Annotated in this window: 21 protein-coding genes and 1 tRNA gene; 20 read left to right on the top strand and 2 right to left on the bottom strand. The window is 59.6% G+C overall.

The window, feature by feature from the left end:
* Positions 1–140: 140 nt before the first annotated feature.
* Positions 141–620, bottom strand: coding sequence for a putative toxin-antitoxin system toxin component, PIN family (locus BM062_RS18815; RefSeq protein WP_092399638.1), 480 nt, complete (start codon positions 618–620; stop codon positions 141–143).
* Between the two features lie 30 nt (positions 621–650).
* Positions 651–1547: a type 1 glutamine amidotransferase domain-containing protein gene (locus tag BM062_RS18810; protein WP_092399636.1), complete on the bottom strand. Its 897-nt coding sequence runs from the start codon at positions 1545–1547 to the stop codon at positions 651–653.
* A gap of 108 nt (positions 1548–1655) precedes the next feature.
* Between BM062_RS18810 and BM062_RS18805 the strand changes: the two genes are divergently transcribed.
* The 20 genes from BM062_RS18805 to BM062_RS18710 all read left to right on the top strand — a co-directional run bounded on the left by BM062_RS18805 (position 1656) and on the right by BM062_RS18710 (position 19573).
* Positions 1656–2165, top strand: coding sequence for a GNAT family N-acetyltransferase (locus BM062_RS18805; RefSeq protein WP_175501084.1), 510 nt, complete (start codon positions 1656–1658; stop codon positions 2163–2165).
* Positions 2166–2246: 81 nt separating this feature from the next.
* Positions 2247–2498, top strand: coding sequence for a transcriptional regulator (locus BM062_RS18800; protein ID WP_175501083.1), 252 nt, complete (start codon positions 2247–2249; stop codon positions 2496–2498).
* A gap of 89 nt (positions 2499–2587) precedes the next feature.
* A complete protein-coding gene (gene yaaA, locus BM062_RS18795) occupies positions 2588–3364 on the top strand; it encodes a peroxide stress protein YaaA (RefSeq protein WP_092399630.1) in 777 nt (258 codons plus the stop codon).
* 54 nt (positions 3365–3418) lie between these two features.
* Complete coding sequence (locus BM062_RS18790) at positions 3419–4414, top strand: threo-3-hydroxy-L-aspartate ammonia-lyase (protein WP_092399628.1); 996 nt, start codon at positions 3419–3421, stop codon at positions 4412–4414.
* A gap of 127 nt (positions 4415–4541) precedes the next feature.
* Entirely contained in the window at positions 4542–5291 is a 750-nt protein-coding gene (gene tpiA / locus BM062_RS18785; RefSeq protein WP_092399626.1) for a triose-phosphate isomerase, read from the top strand.
* Positions 5292–5340: 49 nt separating this feature from the next.
* Entirely contained in the window at positions 5341–5763 is a 423-nt protein-coding gene (gene secG, locus BM062_RS18780) for a preprotein translocase subunit SecG (protein WP_092399624.1), read from the top strand.
* Between the two features lie 85 nt (positions 5764–5848).
* Positions 5849–5933 (top strand) — tRNA-Leu (locus tag BM062_RS18775).
* A gap of 181 nt (positions 5934–6114) precedes the next feature.
* Positions 6115–6474 carry an NADH-quinone oxidoreductase subunit A gene (locus tag BM062_RS18770; RefSeq protein WP_092399622.1) on the top strand — a complete coding sequence of 120 codons (360 nt, stop codon included), beginning with the start codon at positions 6115–6117 and terminating at the stop codon, positions 6472–6474.
* Positions 6475–6477: 3 nt separating this feature from the next.
* Complete coding sequence (locus BM062_RS18765; protein ID WP_014005578.1) at positions 6478–6954, top strand: NuoB/complex I 20 kDa subunit family protein; 477 nt, start codon at positions 6478–6480, stop codon at positions 6952–6954.
* Between the two features lie 9 nt (positions 6955–6963).
* Positions 6964–7560 (top strand): NADH-quinone oxidoreductase subunit C, encoded by a 597-nt coding sequence (locus BM062_RS18760; RefSeq protein WP_092399620.1) that lies wholly within the window; start codon positions 6964–6966, stop codon positions 7558–7560.
* Entirely contained in the window at positions 7560–8813 is a 1254-nt protein-coding gene (locus BM062_RS18755; protein ID WP_092399618.1) for an NADH-quinone oxidoreductase subunit D, read from the top strand. Before BM062_RS18760 ends, BM062_RS18755 begins: the two co-directional genes overlap by 1 nt.
* A gap of 176 nt (positions 8814–8989) precedes the next feature.
* On the top strand, positions 8990–9481 hold the full coding sequence (gene nuoE / locus BM062_RS18750) for an NADH-quinone oxidoreductase subunit NuoE (RefSeq protein WP_092399702.1): 492 nt from the start codon (positions 8990–8992) through the stop codon (positions 9479–9481).
* Positions 9478–10773 carry an NADH-quinone oxidoreductase subunit NuoF gene (gene nuoF / locus BM062_RS18745; protein ID WP_014005582.1) on the top strand — a complete coding sequence of 432 codons (1296 nt, stop codon included), beginning with the start codon at positions 9478–9480 and terminating at the stop codon, positions 10771–10773. The genes nuoE and nuoF overlap by 4 nt, the downstream gene beginning before the upstream one ends.
* A gap of 48 nt (positions 10774–10821) precedes the next feature.
* The gene (gene nuoG / locus BM062_RS18740) at positions 10822–13164 is read left to right on the top strand and encodes an NADH-quinone oxidoreductase subunit NuoG (protein ID WP_092399616.1); all 2343 of its coding nucleotides are present in this window, start codon (positions 10822–10824) and stop codon (positions 13162–13164) included.
* Positions 13164–14231, top strand: coding sequence for an NADH-quinone oxidoreductase subunit NuoH (nuoH, locus tag BM062_RS18735; protein ID WP_092399700.1), 1068 nt, complete (start codon positions 13164–13166; stop codon positions 14229–14231). The genes nuoG and nuoH overlap by 1 nt, the downstream gene beginning before the upstream one ends.
* Positions 14232–14247: 16 nt before the next feature.
* The gene (gene nuoI, locus BM062_RS18730; protein ID WP_014005585.1) at positions 14248–14736 is read left to right on the top strand and encodes an NADH-quinone oxidoreductase subunit NuoI; all 489 of its coding nucleotides are present in this window, start codon (positions 14248–14250) and stop codon (positions 14734–14736) included.
* A 134-nt stretch (positions 14737–14870) separates the two neighbouring features.
* Positions 14871–15545, top strand: coding sequence for an NADH-quinone oxidoreductase subunit J (locus tag BM062_RS18725; RefSeq protein ID WP_092399614.1), 675 nt, complete (start codon positions 14871–14873; stop codon positions 15543–15545).
* Positions 15546–15557: 12 nt separating this feature from the next.
* Positions 15558–15866, top strand: a complete 309-nt coding sequence (gene nuoK / locus BM062_RS18720) for an NADH-quinone oxidoreductase subunit NuoK (RefSeq protein WP_014005587.1) — start codon at positions 15558–15560, stop codon at positions 15864–15866.
* 86 nt (positions 15867–15952) lie between these two features.
* Positions 15953–18049, top strand: a complete 2097-nt coding sequence (nuoL, locus tag BM062_RS18715) for an NADH-quinone oxidoreductase subunit L (RefSeq protein WP_092399612.1) — start codon at positions 15953–15955, stop codon at positions 18047–18049.
* A 33-nt stretch (positions 18050–18082) separates the two neighbouring features.
* Positions 18083–19573, top strand: coding sequence for an NADH-quinone oxidoreductase subunit M (locus BM062_RS18710; protein ID WP_092399610.1), 1491 nt, complete (start codon positions 18083–18085; stop codon positions 19571–19573).
* Positions 19574–19619: the final 46 nt, after the last annotated feature.

The raw sequence follows: 19619 nt of genomic DNA, 5'->3' as shown, positions 1-19619 counted from the left end.
TTGTGTGGGCTTGGTGTCTGCGCTGGCTGCGCTGTCGGGAATTCTTAAATCGCGGTTCATCTGCTGTCAATCCTGGTGTCTGGATTTCGCATTTTAGCGTTTTGTCCGAGACTGCACAGGGTTGCGCGTTTTCCTGGCTCCTAGGTGCCGGCCGGGTCCCATGCCTGCGGCGCGACGATGGCGAAAAGCCCGGCCTTGGCGGTCTTGCGCGCCAGTTTCAGCAGCGCCTTGTCCTTGGTGATCAGGGTGACGGCGTTGGCGCCCAGCGCCAGCTCCAGGAATTTCTGGTCGTCGCGGTCGGTGCAGATGGGCAGGCGGACGCCGGGACGCGGGCTTAGCGCCTCGGCCTCCAGGCAGGTGATCAAGGCGTCGAATTCAGCATTGCAGGCCGGCCGGGTGTCGTCGGTGACGGGCAGATGCGAATAATGCAACACCATTTGCCATTCCTGGCGGCAGTCGGCGCGGGTGACGGCTTCGACCGCGCCGCTCTGCAAGGCGGCCATCAGGCTGGCCCAACGGGGGTCGCGAAAGACAAACAGGTCAAGGCAGACATTGGTGTCGATGACGATGCGCGGTCTGGTCTGGCTGGCTTGGGCCGGCGCCGGTAAATCTGGGTTCATGCGGGTTTCCATCAAACGATAGCGCGCATTTTACCTCGGTTGCTGACGCGGCAAGCGATCTTCCAGCAGCAGGGAGAAAGTGGCGGCGAAGTGGTGCACGTCGCCCGGCCAGCGCGCAGATACATAGTTGTCGTCTTGCACCACGAAAGCCGGGCGGCTGTCGCCGGCGCTGTCGCGGAACAAGCCGCTGCTTTTGCGGAAATGATCCGGCGCACCGGCGGTGACGTCGATAAAGTCGCCGGGCTGGGCCAGCGCTCGCGTCACTTCCGCCTGGACTCCGCGATAGCCGGCGGCTTCGCCTTCTTGTTCGCCGTAGGTGCGGTAATAGGCGGGGTCCCAGAAGCGGCCGCAGAATTTCATCAAGGTCCAGGCGCTGTGCTCCAGCTGCCATGTCAGCGCGGTGGTTTTGCGCCCGTGAAGGGCGGATTTCCCGCTGCGCGGCGAACGGCTGCGGGCGGCCAGGACGACACCATGGCAGATTGCCGCCACCGGTTTGCCGCTGTCGAAGAACGCGCCGGTGAAATCCTGCAGCGGCTGGCTTTCCAGGTAGGCCAGCATGCCGCGCGCGCGATGGCCGCCGGGCAGCAGCAGGCCGTCGTAGTCGGCTGCCTGCAGCGCGGCGTAGGGCAGCGGCGCCTGGAACGCGCCATCGTCTGCAAGCACGGCATAGTCGGCGCGTGCCGCGGCATTGGCGCGCAGCGCCAGCCCCAGCAGCCTGATTTTCCTGAGCAGCGGTATCCAGCCCCAGGCATCCAGGCCTTCGCCGGACAGCATCAGCGGATCGGCCGCCGCCGCCTTGCCGTCTGGCGTGGCGAATACTACATGGTGTCCGCGCGAAGTCAGGATGCGCCACGAGACCGCCACTTCGCTGGGATCGAAATCCAGGTTGGGCAAGGGAATCAGGACGGTTTTCGGGGTTGGGTTCATTAGTGGTCTTCTAGACGGGGTCGCCGAGACGGGGTCGCCTAGACAAGCTTCAAGGCATTGCTTATGCTGCGATCCTACAGGGAAATGCCCGATCTCAAGGAAAAATCGATGACAGTTCTAGCAACAGAACGGCTGGTCTTGCGCAAGCTGACCACGGACGACGCCGGGTTTTACCTGCGCCTGGTGAATGAGCCCTCATGGCTGCAGTTCATCGGCGACAAGGGCATACGCACTGTCGAGGCGGCGCGCTCTGCCTTGCTCAACGGGCCGATGGCGATGTACGAGAGCCACGGCTTCGGTTTCTACATGGTGGAACTGAAGGACAGCGCCACGCCGATCGGCATGTGCGGCCTGATCAAGCGCGAGAGCCTGCCGGACGTCGATATCGGATATGCCTTCATGCCGGACTTCTGGGGCAAGGGCTACGCTTGCGAAGCGGCGTCGGCGGTGCTGGCGTTCGGCCACAAGACCTGCGGCTTGCAGCGGATCGTGGCGATTACGGCGCCCGACAACCAGCAGTCGATCAGGTTGCTGGAAAAGATAGGCTTGCAGTTTGAAGGATTGCTGGAGCTAAAGGGCGACGGCGAGAAAACCAAATTGTTTGCCCGTCAATTCTAGGCCGCCGCCGCTGCGGCGGAAAGCGCGGCCGGCGCCAGCGTGCTATGGTGGCAGTTCGCAATCTCACTCCAGGAGGCGGCAATGAAGCTGATTGAGCCGGATGAAATGGATGATTTCCAGGCAGTCCTGCGGGCGCGCCACCTTCCTGCGGACGACTTCGAATTGCACCAGGTGGATACGACCGATCCCAAAACCGATGAAATCTTCGGACTGACCGGTTTTGTCACCGTCAGCAGGAAATCCAGCGGACACAAACAGCAATATCCGATCGGAGACGGTTCGAGCTGGGTGGCCGAATTCGAGCGCGACCTGCTGCGGGGCGCTTTCGGCTAAGCGCCGATGGCAGGGCGGGGCGGCCGCCAGCGCCGTTGCCTTTGTTTCGGTATCATTGCGGACATTCTCAGGTTTATTTGGATGTTCACATGCTGATTGTTTTGTCGCCCGCAAAATCCCTCGATTACAGCACCCCCAGCAAGACAGAAGTCCACACCACCCCCGATTTCATCGATCATTCCGCCGAACTGATCGGCGTCCTGCGGCAGCTGTCGCCGGCCCAGATCGGCAGCATGATGAAAATCTCCGATCCGCTGGCGCAGCTGAACACCGCGCGGTTCGCCTCGTGGTCCAGGAAATTCACCAGCGCCAATTCCAAGCAGGCGATCATGGCGTTCAACGGCGATGTCTACGAAGGCCTGGATGCGCCCTCCCTGAACGCGGCGCAGCTGACCTATGCACAGAGCCGCATCCGGATCCTGTCGGGCTTGTACGGCTTATTGCGGCCGCTGGACCGGATGCAGCCGTACCGGCTGGAGATGGGGACCAGCCTGGCCAATCCGCGCGGCAAGAATCTTTATGCGTTCTGGGGCGACACCGTGACCCAGGCGCTGAACCAGCAGCTGGACGAACAAAAATCCGACACATTGGTGAACCTGGCTTCGGAAGAGTATTTCAAGGTGGTGCGGCCAAAGGTGCTGGCCGCCGGCATCGTCACGCCGGTATTCGAGGACTGGAAAAACGGCAAGTACAAGATCATTTCCTTCTACGCCAAGCGGGCGCGCGGGCTGATGGCGCGTTACGCGGCGCTGAACAAGATCCGCGATGCGGAAAAGCTGAAAGCCTTCGACCTGGACGGTTATCGCTATGTGCCGCAGGATTCCGACGGCGGCCGCTGGATGTTCCGGCGCCGCCTGGCGGAGTGATTGGCGAGATGCGAGTATTGTTGTCTGGCGCGGATTAACTACAAAGGATGAAAAATGGCTGCAACAGAACTTGCCGGACTGGCGGTAACTTACAAGGATATCGCCGCTGCGGCCAAACGCCTTGAGAGCGTTGCTTACAAGACGCCGGTGCTGACTTCCAGCCAGGCCGACCACCAGGCGGACGCCAGCGTATTTTTCAAATGCGAAAATTTCCAGCGGGTGGGCGCCTTCAAGTTCCGCGGCGCCTATAACGCCATCAGCTGCCTCAGCGAAGAGCAGAAGCAGCAGGGCGTGGTGGCTTTTTCATCCGGCAACCATGCGCAAGGCATGGCGCTGGCGGCGCGCATGCTGGGCGTGCACGCAACCATCGTCATGCCAAGCAACGCGCCGGCGATGAAACTGGCGGCGACGCGTGAGTATGGCGCCGAGATCATCCTGTACGACCGCGAGCGCGAAGACCGCGAAGTGATCGCCGCGCAGTTATCTGCTGAGCGCGGCTGCGCCGTGATTCCTGCGTATGACCATGCGGACGTGATCGCCGGCCAGGGTACGGCGGCGAAAGAGCTGTTTGATGAAGTGGGGGCGCTCGATTACCTGTTCGTGTGCACCGGCGGCGGCGGCTTGCTGTCCGGCTGCGCCATCGCCGCGGCGCAGCTGTCGCCCGGCTGCATCGTGATCGGCGTCGAGCCGGAGGCGGGCAATGACGCCCAGCAGTCGTTGCGAAGCGGCAATATCGTCCACATCCCGGTGCCGGACACGATTGCCGACGGCGCCCAGACGCAGCATATCGGCAAGCTGGTGCTGCCTATCCTGCAGGCATATGTAAAAGATATCGTCACCGTCAGCGACGACCAGTTGCGCACCCAGATGCGCTTCTTTGCCGAGCGCATGAAGATCGTGGTCGAGCCGGCCGGTTGCCTGGCTGCCGCCGCGGTCCTGCACCGGGTGCTGCCGTTTGCGGGAGAAAAGGTCGGAGTGATAGTGAGCGGCGGTAATGTCGATATGGAACTTTTCGCGCGCAGTATTGCTGCTGCGAAACCATTTGCTTGAGCTTCCCTGGGCAAAACCGGCCGCCGGCAGAGCCCATGCCGCCCGTCATATATTTCTTGCCGGTTTGACCGCCTTCCCTGCGAAGCGTTAGAATGCCGGGTTATTGAAAACTTGGGCCTCGGTAAATATGCGTCGTAAACTTGTAGCCGGTAACTGGAAAATGAACGGCAGTCTGGTTGCCAATGCTGCATTGCTGGCGGAAATCAAGGCTGGGCTGGCTGTTCCTGCTTGCGACATCGCTGTCTGCGCGCCGGCTCCTTACCTCGCGCAATGCCAGGCCGAGCTTGCAGGATCGGCAATTGCCTGGGGCGCGCAAGATGTTTCCGCGCATGTCGCAGGGGCTTATACCGGCGAAGTCGCGGTCGGCATGTTGCAGGATTTTGCTTGTCAGTACGTTATCGTCGGCCATTCCGAGCGGCGCGCTTATCATGCCGAAAGCGATGAGCTGGTGGCGCAGAAGGCGTTGCGCGCCTTGCAGGCGGGTGTCGTGCCTATCGTGTGCGTCGGCGAGACGCTGGCTGAGCGCGAAGCCGGCCAGACCGATGCAGTCGTAGGGCGGCAGCTGGCGGCGGTGCTGGATATGCTGGATGCGGCCGACCTGGCCCGGATCGTGGTTGCGTATGAGCCGGTATGGGCGATCGGCACCGGCAAGACGGCGATGCCGCAGATGGCGCAAGATGTGCATTCGGCCTTGCGCGCCAAGCTGGCAGGGAAAAATCCCGCAGCGGCAGTTGAAGTAAGGATTTTGTATGGCGGCAGCATGAAGCCTGACAACGCTGCCGAATTGCTGGCCATGCCGGATATAGACGGCGGCCTGATTGGCGGTGCAGCGTTGAAGGCGGTTGATTTTCTGGCGATTGTCGCTGCAGCCCGGTAATTCGGATTTAGTAAAAATAAAGCATTAACTCTCCTTGGAAATCTATTAAATGAACACAGTATTTAACATCATTGTCATCGTTCAGGTGTTGTCGGCGTTGACGATCATCGGCCTGGTGCTGCTGCAGCATGGCAAAGGCGCCGACATGGGCGCGGCTTTCGGCTCCGGTGCTTCCGGCAGCCTGTTCGGCGCCACCGGCTCTTCGAATTTCCTGTCGAAATCGACCGGCCTGGCGGCAGCGATTTTCTTTATCGCGACACTGGCGCTGGTATACCTCGGCAATCATCGCTCGGCGGTCACTGGCGGCGTGATGGAAAACCTGCCGGCGGCTTCGGCGCCTGCAGCAGCAATTCCAGAGACATCGGCAGCGCCGGCTGCAGCTTCCGCGGCGGCTTCGGGATCGGCTAGCGCGGCGGCTTCGGTGCCGGCGCCATCGACTGGCAGCGCGCAGTCGAATCAAATTCCAAAGTAAGGCTGCTTTCGCAGTGAAATTGCTGACTTTTAATCCGATTGTGCATTGAACAAAAGTACCAAATCAGGTTAAAATACGCGCTTATGCCGACGTGGTGAAATTGGTAGACACGCTATCTTGAGGGGGTAGTGGCGAAAGCTGTGCGAGTTCGAGTCTCGCCGTCGGCACCAAAGAATATGAGGCCAGCAACGGTTGCCCCTGCGCTGGCTTTTTGTCGAGGAACTTGTGGCGTGGTTTGCCGGATTGGGGGCGTCAGGTTTGATCATTCAAACCGGCAAATCATTCTGCAAAGGGGCTGCGAGGGGATAACTCTCTCGTAGCCTCGATTGTTCAAACTACTGGCGCAAAAACGTGAACCTCGAAAATTATTTTCCCGTCCTGCTGTTTATCCTGATCGGTATCGCGGTTGGCATTGCCCCGCAACTGCTGGGTCGCATACTTGGGCCGCACCGGCCTGATTCCCAAAAAACTTCTCCATACGAATGCGGTTTTGAAGCATTCGAAGACGCGCGCATGAAGTTCGATGTGCGTTATTACCTTGTCGCCATTTTGTTCATTTTGTTCGATCTGGAAACCGCATTTTTCTTCCCGTGGGGGGTTGCCATGCGCGACCTCGGTTGGCAGGGCTTTGTCACGATGATGGTGTTTATCGCCGAATTCGTGGTGGGCTTCTGGTACATCTGGAAACGCGGCGCTCTGGATTGGGAGTAAGCCATGTCTATTGAAGGTGTATTGAACGAAGGTTTTGTCACTACTACTGCTGACAAACTGATCAACTGGACCCGCACCGGCTCGCTGTGGCCGATGACTTTCGGCCTGGCCTGCTGCGCCGTCGAAATGATGCATGCCGGCGCCTCGCGCTACGACATGGACCGTTTTGGCGTAATCTTCCGGCCGTCGCCGCGTCAGTCTGACGTGATGATCGTGGCCGGCACGCTGTGCAACAAGATGGCGCCGGCCTTGCGCAAGGTGTACGACCAGATGCCGGAGCCGCGCTGGGTGATTTCCATGGGTTCCTGCGCTAACGGCGGCGGCTACTATCACTACTCGTATTCGGTGGTGCGCGGCTGCGACCGCATCGTGCCGGTCGACATTTACGTGCCGGGCTGCCCGCCGACCGCGGAAGCGCTGCTGTATGGCATCATCCAGCTGCAAAACAAGATTCGCCGCACCAATACGATTGCGCGCTAAGAGAGCACCATGACGACCAAACTGGAAAACCTGGAAGCCGCCGTGCGCAATGCGCTTGGCGACGACCTCCAAAGCCTGGCCGTGGCCTTCGGCGAGATCACGATCGTGGTCAAGGCTGCGAACTACCTGTCGGCGATGCGCGTGCTGCGCGACCACGCCGATACCCGTTTTGAAGAACTGATCGACCTGTGCGGCGTCGATTATTCGACCTATGGCGACGGCGCCTGGGACGGCGCCCGTTTTGCGGCGGTTTCCCATCTGTTGTCGATAGAGCACAACTGGCGCCTGCGGGTGCGCGTGTTCGCGCCGGACGACGAAATGCCGCTGCTGGCTTCGCTGACCGATATCTGGCCGTCGGCCAACTGGTACGAGCGCGAAGCATTCGACTTCTTCGGCATCCTGTTCGAAGGCCACAACGACTTGCGCCGCATCCTGACCGACTATGGCTTCATCGGCCATCCGTTCCGCAAGGATTTCCCGGTCTCGGGTTATGTCGAGATGCGCTACGACGCTGAACAAAAACGCGTAATTTATCAACCCGTAACGATCGATCCGCGCGAAATCACGCCGCGGGTGATTCGTGAAGAACATTACGGGATCAAATAATGGCAGAAATCAAGAACTACACGCTGAACTTCGGCCCGCAGCATCCGGCCGCACACGGCGTTTTGCGCCTGGTGCTGGAGCTGGACGGTGAAGTGATCCAGCGTGCCGACCCGCATATCGGCCTGCTGCATCGCGGCACCGAAAAGCTGGCGGAACAGAAAACCTACCTGCAGTCAGTGCCTTACATGGATCGCCTCGACTACGTGTCGATGATGTGCAACGAGCACGGCTACGTGATGGCGATCGAGCGCCTGCTGGGCCTCGAAGTGCCGCTGCGCGCGCAGTACATCCGCGTCATGTTCGACGAAATCACGCGCCTGCTGAACCACCTGATGTGGATCGGCGCGCATGCGCTCGACGTCGGCGCGATGGCGGTGCTGCTGTACGCATTCCGCGAACGCGAAGACCTGATGGACTGCTACGAAGCCGTTTCCGGCGCCCGCATGCACGCTGCCTATTATCGTCCGGGCGGCGTTTACCGCGACCTGCCGGACACCATGCCGCAGCACAAGGCATCGCTGGTGCGCAACGCCAAGGCGATCAGCGCCCTGAATGAAAACCGCCAGGGTTCGCTGCTGGACTTCATCGAAGATTTCACCGTGCGCTTCCCGAAATACGTGGATGAGTACGAAACCCTGCTGACCGACAACCGCATCTGGAAACAGCGCCTGGTCGGCATCGGCGTGGTGTCGCCGGAGCGCGCCAAGGCGATGGGCTTTACCGGCCCGATGCTGCGCGGTTCAGGCGTCGAATGGGATTTGCGCAAGAAGCAGCCGTACGAAGTGTACGACTTGCTGGACTTCGACATCCCGGTCGGCAAGAACGGCGATTGCTACGACCGTTATCTGGTGCGGGTGGAAGAAATGCGCCAGTCCAACCGGATCATCAAGCAATGCGTAGAATGGCTGCGCAACAACGGCGGTCCTGTGATGACGACCAACCACAAGGTTGCGCCTTCGTCGCGGATCGACATGAAATCGAACATGGAAGAGCTGATCCATCACTTCAAGCTCTTCACGGAAGGTTTCCATGTGCCGCCGGGCGAAGCGTATGCAGCGGTGGAGCATCCGAAAGGCGAGTTCGGGGTGTACCTGGTATCGGACGGCGCCAACAAGCCTTACCGCCTGAAAATCCGCGCGCCTGGCTTCCCGCACCTGCAAGGTTTGAACGAAATGGCCAAGGGCCACATGATCGCCGATGCCGTCACCATCATCGGTACGCAGGATATCGTGTTCGGTGAGATCGACCGTTAAGGCTGTCGTTATCAATTGCTGTTGTTGCCAAGCAGTCATTGCCACGCAGTTTTCGCGAACGCAGTTATTACCAACGCAGTTATTACCAACGCAGTTATTACCAACGCAGTTATTACCAACGCAGTTATTACCAATTTAACTACTCGCGCAAAACATCGCGCACGAATGGCCAACACATGTTGTTAAGTCAAGATACATACAAAAAAATCGATCGCGAAGTAGCGAAATTTCCCGCCGACCAGAAACAGTCGGCGGTGATGGCTGCGCTGGCGATTGCGCAGGATGAAAAGGGCTGGCTGGCGCCGGAAACCATGCAGGATGTCGCTGACTACCTGGGCATGCCGGCCATCGCGGTGCAGGAAGTCGCGACCTTTTACAATATGTACAACACCAAGCCGGTCGGCAAGCACAAGATCAGCATCTGCACCAATCTGCCATGCCAGTTGTCCGGCGGCGATCGGGCGGCGGAGCATCTGAAGCACAAGCTCGGCATCGATTTCCGCGAAACCACCGCAGACGGCCAGTTCACGCTGATTGAAGGCGAGTGCATGGGAGCTTGCGGCGATGCGCCGGTGCTGCTGGTCAATAACAAACGCATGTGCAGCTGGATGTCGAACGAAAAGATTGACGGCTTGCTCAAGGAACTCAGCGAGGTAGCCCCGAAATGACCAGCCTGCACAACCGTCATATCAATCCGCTGATCCTGGCCAACCTGGATGGCGACAACTGGCACTACGCCGATTACGTCAAGCGCGGCGGCTATACCGCCCTCAAGCGCATCCTCTCCGAAGGCATTACCCCGGAACAAGTCATCGCCGAACTGAAGGCCGGTTCGCTGCGCGGCCGCGGCGGCGCCGGTTTCCCGACCGGCCTGAAGTGGAGCTTCATGCCGCGCCAGTTCCCGGGGCAGAAGTACCTGGTCTGCAATACCGACGAAGGCGAGCCTGGCACATTCAAGGACCGCGACATCATCCGCTACAATCCGCATTCGCTGATTGAAGGCATGGCCATCGGCGCTTACGCCATGGGCATTTCGGTCGGCTACAACTACATCCACGGTGAAATCTGGTCCGGCTACGAACGCTTTGAAGAAGCGCTGGACGAGGCGCGTGCCGCGGGCGCCTTGGGCGACAAGATTTTCGGCAGCGAATTCAACTTCCAGCTGCATGCATTCCACGGCTACGGCGCATATATCTGCGGCGAAGAAACCGCCTTGCTGGAATCGCTGGAAGGCAAGAAAGGGCAGCCGCGCTTCAAGCCGCCTTTCCCTGCCAGCTTCGGCCTGTATGGCAAGCCGACCACGATCAACAATACCGAGACCTTCGCGGCCGTGCCGTTCCTGCTGAACATGGGCGGCGCAGCCTACCTGGAACTCGGCAAGCCAAACAACGGCGGCACCAAGATTTTCTCGATCTCTGGCGACGTCGAAAAGCCGGGCAACTACGAAGTGCCGCTGGGCACGCCGTTCGCCAAGCTGATGGAGCTGGCCGGCGGCATGCGCGGCGGCAAGAAGATCAAGGCCGTGATCCCCGGCGGTTCATCCGCGCCGGTGATCAAGGGCGACGTCATGATGGACACCGACCTCGATTACGATTCGATCGCCAAGGCTGGCTCCATGCTCGGTTCGGGCGCCGTGATCGTGATGGATGAAACGCGCTGCATGGTGAAGTCGCTGCTGCGCCTGTCCTACTTCTACTTTGAAGAATCCTGCGGCCAGTGCACGCCATGCCGCGAAGGCACAGGCTGGCTGTATCGCCTGGTGCACCGGATTGAAACCGGCCACGGCCGCCCGGAAGACATGGACCTGCTGGATACGGTAGCGGGCAACATCATGGGCCGCACCATCTGTGCGCTCGGCGATGCTGCGGCGATGCCGGTGCGCGGCTTCCTGAAGAATTATCGCGAAGAATTTGAATATCACATCGAGCATAAGCATTGCTTGGTGCCGGCATACGTTTAAGCCTGCGCAAGCAGCGTGCAAAACACTTAGGCAAGAAAAGCAAAAGCCATGGTTGAAATCGAAATAGACGGCAAGAAAGTGGAAGTCCAGGAGGGCAGCATGGTAATGGATGCTGCCAACAAGATTGGCACTTACATTCCACACTTCTGCTATCACAAAAAACTCTCCATCGCGGCCAACTGCCGCATGTGCCTGGTCGAGGTGGAAAAAGCGCCGAAGGCGCTGCCGGCCTGCGCCACGCCGGTGACTGCCGGCATGATCGTGCGCACCGCCAGCGAAAAGGCCACCACCGCGCAAAAGAGCGTGATGGAATTCCTGCTGATTAACCATCCCCTGGATTGCCCGATCTGCGACCAGGGCGGAGAATGCCAGTTGCAGGACCTGGCGGTCGGCTACGGCAAATCGTCTTCCCGCTACGAAGAAGAGAAGCGTGTCGTGGCGCCGAAAGACGCCGGTCCGCTGATCTCGATGCAGGAAATGAGCCGTTGCATCCAATGCACGCGTTGCGTCCGCTTCGGCCAGGAAATCGCCGGCGTGATGGAGTTCGGCATGGTCGGCCGCGGCGAACACTCGGAGATCACCACGTTCGTCGGCAAGACTGTCAATTCAGAATTGTCGGGCAACATGATCGACCTGTGCCCGGTCGGCGCGCTGACATCCAAGCCTTTCCGCTACAGCGCCCGTACCTGGGAATTGTCGCGCCGCAAATCGGTCAGCCCGCATGACGGCCTGGGCGCCAACCTGGTGGTGCAAGTCAAGTCCGGCAAGGTGATGCGCGTGCTGCCGCTGGAAAACAACGACGTCAACGAATGCTGGCTGTCAGACAAGGATCGCTTCGCCTATGAAGGCCTGAACAGCGACGAGCGCCTGACCAGGCCGATGCTGAAGCAGGACGGCAAGTGGCAGGAAGTGGAATGGCAAACCGCGCTGGAATATGTGGCGCACGGCCTGCGCAACATCCGCCATGAGCATGGCGCTGACGCCATCGCTGCCGTCGGCACACCGTATTCGACGCTGGAAGAATTGTCGCTGCTGCAAAAAGTGACGCGCGGCCTGGGTTCGGAAAACATCGATTTCCGCCTGCGCCAGTCAGACTTCGCACTGGATGGCAAAGTCATGCCATGGCTGGGCATGTCGATCAACGAATTCGCACAGCTGGACCGCACTTTCATCATCGGCTCGTTCCTGCGCAAGGATCATCCGCTGCTGTCGGCACGGCTGCGCCTGGGTATCAAGCGCGGCGCCAAGCTGAGCATCCTGCATGCCACCGACGATGACCTGCTGATGCCGGTCGCCAACAAGATGATCGTGGCGCCGTCGGCCTGGCTGTCGGCGCTGGGACAGGTGGCCGCCGCCGTGGCGCAAGCCAAGGGCGTGGCCGCGCCTGCCGGTTTCGAAAATGCCGAAGTGTCGGCTGAAGCCAAGCAAACCGCCGCCAGCCTGCTGTCCGGCGAATCCAAGGCAGTATTGCTGGGCAACGCTGCCGCACAGCATCCGCAAGCTTCGCAACTGCACGCAGTGGCGCAGTGGATCGCAGAGCAGGCCGGCACGAAGTTCGGTTACCTGACCGAAGCCGGCAACACCGTCGGCGGCTACTGGGCCAACGCCCTGCCTGCAGCGGGCAAGGGCCGTAACGCACAACAGATTTTCGCGCAGCCGCACAAAGCGTATGTGCTGCTGAACGCCGAACCGGAGCTGGACAGTTTCGACCCGCAAACGGCAGTTGCAGCGCTGAAGCAAGCCGAGATGGTTGTGACCCTGTCGGCGTATAAGCACGGTGCTGAATACTCCGACGTGCTGCTGCCGATCGCGCCGTTCACCGAAACCTCCGGCACTTTCGTCAACTGCGAAGGCCGCGCCCAAAGCTTTAACGGCACCGTCCGCCCAATGGGCGATGCCCGTCCGGCATGGAAGGTGCTGCGTGTGCTGGGCAACCTGCTGGGCTTGCCTGGTTTTGACTACGATACTTCCGAAGCGATCCGCGATGAAGTGCTGGGTACCGGCGAAGTCGCCGAAGCAAACCTGGCCGCACGCCTGAACAACTTCGGCGACCTGGCTCCACAGGCTGCGGCCCAAGCCGCCAACGGCGCGCTGGAGCGCATCGCCGATGTGCCTATCTATTTTGGCGACGCGGTAGTGCGCCGCGCGGTTTCGCTGCAGGAAACCGTTGACGGCCAGGCGCCGCGGGCATGGCTGTCGGCTGCACTGGCTGCAAAACTGGGTATCGCTGCCGGCGATCGCGTCAATCTCAAACAAGGGCAGGGCGCTGCTGCACTGACAGCGGCGATCGATCCTGCGCTGCCGGAAAATGTGGTGCGGGTAGCCGCTGCGCATGCCTCGACCTCGGCCCTGGGCGGAATGTTTGGTTCTATCGTAGTGGAGAAAGCATGATGGATCACTTCATCGCCGCCATCAATGCCACCGGCGCCGACTGGTTCGGCTTCATCTGGCCGCTGGTCTGGAACCTGATCAAGATCATCGTCGTAGTCGTGCCGCTGCTGTTGTGCGTGGCCTACATGACTTACTGGGAACGCAAGCTGATCGGCTGGATGCATATCCGCCTCGGCCCTAACCGCGTCGGCCCGGCTGGTTTGCTGCAACCTATCGCTGACGCCCTCAAGCTGCTGCTGAAGGAAGTCACGCTGCCGGCGCGCGCCAACAAGGTACTGTTCTTCATTGCCCCGATCATGACCATCATGCCGGCGCTGGCCGCCTGGGCAGTGGTGCCGTTCGGTCCGGAAACCGTGCTGGCCAACGTCAACGCCGGCCTGCTGTTCGTGATGGCGATCACTTCGATGGAAGTCTACGGCGTGATCATCGCCGGCTGGGCATCCAACTCCAAGTACGCTTTCCTCGGCGCGATGCGCGCTTCGGCGCAGATGGTGTCCTACGAGATTGCCATGGGTTTTGCGCTGGTCATCGTGCTGATGGTGTCCGGCAGCCTGAACCTGATCGATATCGTGATGGCGCAAAGCAAGGGCTACTTCTACGACCACGGCGTCGGTTTCCTGTCGTGGAACTGGCTGTCCCTGCTGCCGGTGTTCCTGATTTACTTTATCTCGGGCATCGCTGAAACCAACCGTCATCCGTTCGACGTGGTGGAAGGCGAATCGGAAATCGTTGCCGGCCACATGATCGAATACTCGGGCATGTCGTTCGCGATGTTCTTCCTGGCCGAATACGCCAACATGATCCTGGTCTCGATTCTGACCACGCTGCTGTTCATGGGCGGCTGGGCTTCGCCGCTGGCGATGCTGGACTGGATCCCGGGCTGGATCTGGCTCGGCGCCAAGACCTTCTTCATGCTGTCGGTGTTTATCTGGGTGCGTGCCTCGTTCCCGCGTTATCGCTATGACCAGATCATGCGTCTCGGCTGGAAAGTGTTCATCCCCTTGATTCTCGCCTACCTGGTGATTGTCGCTGCCTGGATTCAAAGTCCATGGAATATCTGGAAGTAATGGAAGGTTAGTGAAAATGGAAGCCATCAAGGATTTTTTCGGCAGTCTGATGCTGCTGGAGTTGCTCAAAGGGTTGCGGCTGACCGGCCGCTACCTGTTCGCCCGCAAGATTACGGTGCTGTTCCCGGAAGAGAAGACGCCGCAATCGCCGCGTTTCCGCGGCCTGCACGCGCTGCGCCGTTATCCGAACGGCGAAGAGCGCTGCATCGCCTGCAAACTGTGCGAAGCGGTTTGCCCGGCAATGGCGATCACGATCGAGTCGGAGCAGCGTGCCGACGGTTCGCGCCGCACCACGCGTTACGACATCGACCTGACCAAATGCATTTTCTGCGGTTTCTGCGAAGAGTCTTGCCCGGTCGATTCGATCGTCGAGACCCACATTCTGGAATACCACGGTGAAAAGCGCGGCGACCTGTACTACACCAAGGAAATGCTGCTGGCCGTGGGGGATCGCTACGAACCCGAGATTGCCGCGGCGCGTGCTGCGGATGCTGCATACCGCTAACCAATTGCCGTCATCCCCGCGAACGCGGGGATCCAGGTTGCTGACTAGAATGGATTCCCGCGTAAGCGGGAATGACGGGGTAAAAGTTGTTCTAGTAATTGATGAAGTTTTTTTAGCCGACTTTCTGGGCCATTATGGAATTTAAGACCTTCTTGTTCTACGCGTTTTCGGTGGTGCTGGTAATCGCCGCCTTGCGCGTGATTACCGCACGCAATCCAGTGCACGCCGCGTTGTTCCTGGTATTGTCGTTTTTCTCGGCGGCCGGCATCTGGATGCTGCTGAAAGCCGAGTTCCTGTCCATCGTGCTGGTGCTGGTGTATGTCGGCGCGGTGATGGTGCTGTTCCTGTTCGTGGTGATGATGCTGGATATCAACCTGGACAAGATGCGTGAGGGATTCTGGGGTTACTTCCCGCTGGCGGCGACCGTCGGCACCGTCATCGTGCTGGAAATGGCCGCGGTCATTTTCCACGGCTTCCAGGGTTCCGAATCCGATGTTCCTGCCATCTCGGCCAACATCGGCAACACCAAGGAGCTGGGCAAGCTGATCTACACCGAATACGTGTACGCCTTTGAAATCGCTGCGGTCATCCTGCTGGTGGCGATCGTCGCCGCGGTTGCCCTGACGCTGCGCCGCCGCAAGGATAGCAAGTATTTCTCGCCTTCCGCGGCAGTCAAGGTCAAGAGCAGCGACCGGGTGCGCATCGTGAAGATGAAATCGGAAGCCAAGGTCGACCCGGTTGCGCCTGCGAATCTTGCGGTGACTCCTGCCGCAACCCCGCCGGCCGCGCCAGCGGCTCCACAAAAATAACAAGGACGCACCATGGCAATTTCTCTCGCTCATTATCTGATCCTTGGCGCGATCCTGTTTTCGATCGGCATTGTCGGCATTTTCCTGAACCGCAAGAACCTGATCGTGTTGCTGATGGCAATCGAACTGATGCTGCTGGCGGTGAACATGAACTTCATCGCTTTCTCGTATTACCTGGGCGATGCGGCCGGACAGATTTTCGTTTTCTTCATCCTTACCGTAGCAGCTGCCGAGTCGGCGATCGGCCTGGCGATCCTGGTGGCGTTGTTCCGTAACCTGGACACCATCAACGTGGAAGACCTGGACAGCCTTAAGGGCTAAGAGGCTTGTCTCCCGCGAACCCAGGTTTGCGGGGGCAGGCAGGTAAAGAATACACAGACAAATAACGAATAAAGATAAGGTTCATCATGGCGGGGCAACTTAACCCACAATTACTTCTTGCCGTACCGTTGGCGCCCCTGGCTGGCGCTGCGATCGCGGGCTTATTCGGCACCAAATTCTTCGGCAACCTGGTCGGACGCAAGACCTCGCATACGGTCACGATCCTGGGCGTGCTGGTCGCCCTGATCATTTCCGTGCAGACCTTGCTGGCGGTGATCGACGGCGCCAGCTTCAACGGCACCTTGTACACCTGGATGACGGTCGGCGGCGTCAAGCTGGAAATCGGCTTCCTGATCGACAGCCTGACGGCCATGATGATGTGCGTGGTGACCTTTGTCTCGCTGATGGTGCATATCTACACCATCGGCTACATGCAGGACGACGAAGGCTACAACCGTTTCTTCGCCTATATCTCCCTGTTCACGTTCTCGATGCTGATGCTGGTCATGAGCAACAACTTCCTGCAGCTGTTCTTCGGCTGGGAAGCGGTGGGCCTGGTGTCGTACCTGCTGATCGGTTTCTGGTATACCCGTTCGACTGCGATTTTCGCCAACATGAAAGCGTTCCTGGTCAACCGCGTCGGCGACTTCGGTTTCATTCTCGGCATCGGCTTGCTGCTGGCGTATTCCGGTTCGATGAACTACAGCGAAGTGTTCGCGCAAAAAGGCATGCTGGCGCAATTGACGCTGCCGGGCAGCGACTGGATGCTGCTGACAGTAGCCTGTATCTGCCTGTTCATCGGCGCCATGGGCAAGTCGGCGCAATTCCCGCTGCACGTCTGGCTGCCGGACTCGATGGAAGGCCCGACCCCGATTTCGGCGCTGATCCACGCCGCCACCATGGTGACCGCCGGCATCTTCATGGTGACCCGCATGTCGCCGCTGTTCGAACTGTCCGACACCGCCTTGTCCTTCATCCTGATCATCGGCTCGATTACCGCCTTGTTCATGGGTTTCCTTGGCGTGATCCAGACCGACATCAAACGCGTGGTGGCGTATTCGACCCTGTCGCAGCTCGGCTACATGACCGTGGCCCTGGGCGCTTCGGCCTACTCGGTTGCGGTATTCCACCTGATGACGCACGCTTTCTTCAAGGCCTTGCTGTTCCTTGGCGCCGGTTCGGTCATCATCGGCTTGCACCACGACCAGGACATGCGCAACATGGGCGGCCTGCGTAAATACATGCCGATTACCTGGATCACTTCGCTGGTCGGTTCGCTGGCGCTGATCGGCACGCCGTTCTTCTCCGGCTTCTACTCGAAGGACAGCATCATCGAAGCGGCCCATGCATCGACCCTGTTCGGTTCCGGCTTTGCCTATTTCGCCGTGCTGGCAAGCGTGTTTGTCACCGCTTTCTACTCGTTCCGCATGTACTTCATGGTGTTCCATGGCGAAGAGCGTTTCGGCAAGGCCCATGACGGCCACGGCGCCCACGCGGCGCATGCCGCCAACGATGCCCATGCGACGCATGGCGGCCACGACGATCATCACGACGAGGCAGAAGAAGAGCACGAACACCACGGCCTGGCTCCTGGCCAGAAACCGCACGAGTCGCCTTGGGTGGTGACCCTGCCGCTGATCCTGCTGGCGATCCCGTCGGCCGTCATCGGTTTCCTGGCGATCGAACCGATGTTGTACGGCAGCTTCTTCAAGGACGTGATTTTCGTCAACGAAGCGCACCATGCAATGGAAGAACTGCGCCACGAATTCCACGGTCCGGTCAGCATGGTCAGCCATGCCTTTGCATCGGCGCCGCTGTGGCTGGCAATCGCCGGCGTGGCGGCAGCGTATTACTGCTACATGGTCAATCCGCGCCTGCCTGCGGCGATCAAGCAGAAGGCCGGTCCGATCTTCACGCTGCTCGACAACAAATACTATATGGACAAGTTCAACGACGTGGTGTTTGCCGGCGGTGCGCGCCTGCTGGGCCGCGGCTTGTGGAATGCCGGCGACCGTGGCCTGATCGACGGCCTGATCGTCAATGGCAGCGCCAAGGCAGTCAGCTGGTTCTCGAAAATTACCCGTCTCTGGCAGTCCGGATACATCTATCACTACGCATTCGTGATGATTATCGGGGTGCTGGGTTTCCTGGTCTGGTTCATGCCGTTTCCGTTTGCCAAGTAAGCTGGCGAAGCAACTCAGTTAGGTAGAGCAATAATAAATATGTCAACTTTCCCTCTTCTCAGCCTCGCGATCTGGTGCCCGGTCGCGTTCGGTATCCTGGTCCTGGCAGTCGGTCGCGACGATAATCCAACCCTGGTGCGTTGGCTGTCGCTGCTCGGCGCGGCAGTCAGTTTCGTGGTGACGCTGCCTCTGGTCAGCCAATTCGACAACGCTTTCCATGGCATGCAGTTCGTTGAAAAGACCACCTGGATCGACCGCTTCAACGTCAACTACTACCTCGGCATCGACGGCATTTCCCTGTGGTTCGTGCCGTTGACGGCGTTCATCACCGTGCTGGTGGTGATCTCCGCCTGGCAAGTGATCGAGAAAAAAGTCGCGCAGTACATGGGCGCTTTCCTGATCCTGTCGGGCTTGATGATCGGCGTCTTCTGCGCGCTGGACGGCATGCTGTTCTACGTATTCTTCGAAGCGACGCTGATTCCGATGTTCATCATCGTCGGCGTCTGGGGCGGCGCCAACCGCGTCTACGCAGCGATCAAATTCTTCCTGTACACCCTGATGGGTTCGCTGCTGATGCTGATCGCGCTGCTGTACCTGTATATCCAGTCGGGCGGCAGTTTCGAGATCCTGACCTGGCACCAGCTGCCGCTGACGATGACGGCGCAAGTCCTGATTTTCCTGGCTTTCCTGATGGCGTTTGCCGTCAAGGTGCCGATGTGGCCGGTGCATACCTGGCTGCCGGATGCCCACGTGGAGGCGCCGACCGGCGGTTCCGTGGTGCTGGCGGCCATCATGCTGAAGCTGGGCGGCTACGGCTTCCTGCGTTTCTCGCTGCCGATCACGCCTGACGCCAGCCATTACCTGGCCGGTTTCATCATCACCTTGTCGCTGATCGCCGTGATCTATATCGGCCTGGTGGCATTGGTGCAGAACGACATGAAAAAGCTGATCGCCTATTCGTCGATCGCCCACATGGGTTTCGTCACCCTCGGCTTCTTCATTTTCAACGATATCGGCCTGCAGGGCGGCATCGTGCAAATGATCTCGCACGGCTTCGTGTCGGGCGCGATGTTCCTTTGCATCGGTGTCCTGTATGACCGCATGCATACCCGCCAGATCGCCGAATACGGCGGCGTGGTCAACGTCATGCCGCGTTTCGCCGCCTTGTTCGTGCTGTTCTCGCTGGCCAATTCCGGCCTGCCGGGCACCTCCGGTTTCGTCGGCGAGTTCATGGTGATCCTGGGCGCGGTCAAATTCAATTTCTGGATCGGCCTGCTGGCGGCGACGGCATTGATCCTGGGCGCGGCGTATTCGCTGTGGCTGGTCAAGCGCGTGGTGTTCGGCGCCATCACCAATTCGCATGTGAAAGAAATGCTGGACCTGAACAAGCGTGAGTTCGTCATGCTGGGCGTGCTGGCGATTGCCGTCATCGCGATGGGCGTGTATCCGGCGCCGTTCACCGATGCGATGCAAGTGTCGGTAGCCGATCTGCTGAAGCATGTCGCGGTCACCAAGTTAAACTGATTAAGTACGATGATTAAATGCGCGTTGCATAAAAATAAGCGGCAAA

Source organism: Collimonas sp. OK412, from assembly GCF_900112135.1.
Lineage (GTDB): Bacteria > Pseudomonadota > Gammaproteobacteria > Burkholderiales > Burkholderiaceae_D > Collimonas > Collimonas rhizosphaerae.
This window is presented reverse-complemented; position numbering and strand designations above follow the sequence as displayed.

Bases quoted from the DNA above. Each gene is read 5' to 3' on its own strand.
- BM062_RS18815 (WP_092399638.1), bottom strand. From the start codon at position 620: ATGAACCCAGATTTACCGGCGCCGGCCCAAGCCAGCCAGACCAGACCG.
- BM062_RS18810 (WP_092399636.1), bottom strand. From the start codon at position 1,547: ATGAACCCAACCCCGAAAACCGTCCTGATTCCCTTGCCCAACCTGGAT.
- BM062_RS18805 (WP_175501084.1), top strand. From the start codon at position 1,656: ATGACAGTTCTAGCAACAGAACGGCTGGTCTTGCGCAAGCTGACCACG.
- BM062_RS18800 (WP_175501083.1), top strand. From the start codon at position 2,247: ATGAAGCTGATTGAGCCGGATGAAATGGATGATTTCCAGGCAGTCCTG.
- yaaA (WP_092399630.1), top strand. From the start codon at position 2,588: ATGCTGATTGTTTTGTCGCCCGCAAAATCCCTCGATTACAGCACCCCC.
- BM062_RS18790 (WP_092399628.1), top strand. From the start codon at position 3,419: ATGGCTGCAACAGAACTTGCCGGACTGGCGGTAACTTACAAGGATATC.
- tpiA (WP_092399626.1), top strand. From the start codon at position 4,542: ATGCGTCGTAAACTTGTAGCCGGTAACTGGAAAATGAACGGCAGTCTG.
- secG (WP_092399624.1), top strand. From the start codon at position 5,341: ATGAACACAGTATTTAACATCATTGTCATCGTTCAGGTGTTGTCGGCG.
- BM062_RS18765 (WP_014005578.1), top strand. From the start codon at position 6,478: ATGTCTATTGAAGGTGTATTGAACGAAGGTTTTGTCACTACTACTGCT.
- BM062_RS18760 (WP_092399620.1), top strand. From the start codon at position 6,964: ATGACGACCAAACTGGAAAACCTGGAAGCCGCCGTGCGCAATGCGCTT.
- BM062_RS18755 (WP_092399618.1), top strand. From the start codon at position 7,560: ATGGCAGAAATCAAGAACTACACGCTGAACTTCGGCCCGCAGCATCCG.
- nuoE (WP_092399702.1), top strand. From the start codon at position 8,990: ATGTTGTTAAGTCAAGATACATACAAAAAAATCGATCGCGAAGTAGCG.
- nuoF (WP_014005582.1), top strand. From the start codon at position 9,478: ATGACCAGCCTGCACAACCGTCATATCAATCCGCTGATCCTGGCCAAC.
- nuoG (WP_092399616.1), top strand. From the start codon at position 10,822: ATGGTTGAAATCGAAATAGACGGCAAGAAAGTGGAAGTCCAGGAGGGC.
- nuoH (WP_092399700.1), top strand. From the start codon at position 13,164: ATGGATCACTTCATCGCCGCCATCAATGCCACCGGCGCCGACTGGTTC.
- nuoI (WP_014005585.1), top strand. From the start codon at position 14,248: ATGGAAGCCATCAAGGATTTTTTCGGCAGTCTGATGCTGCTGGAGTTG.
- BM062_RS18725 (WP_092399614.1), top strand. From the start codon at position 14,871: ATGGAATTTAAGACCTTCTTGTTCTACGCGTTTTCGGTGGTGCTGGTA.
- nuoK (WP_014005587.1), top strand. From the start codon at position 15,558: ATGGCAATTTCTCTCGCTCATTATCTGATCCTTGGCGCGATCCTGTTT.
- nuoL (WP_092399612.1), top strand. From the start codon at position 15,953: ATGGCGGGGCAACTTAACCCACAATTACTTCTTGCCGTACCGTTGGCG.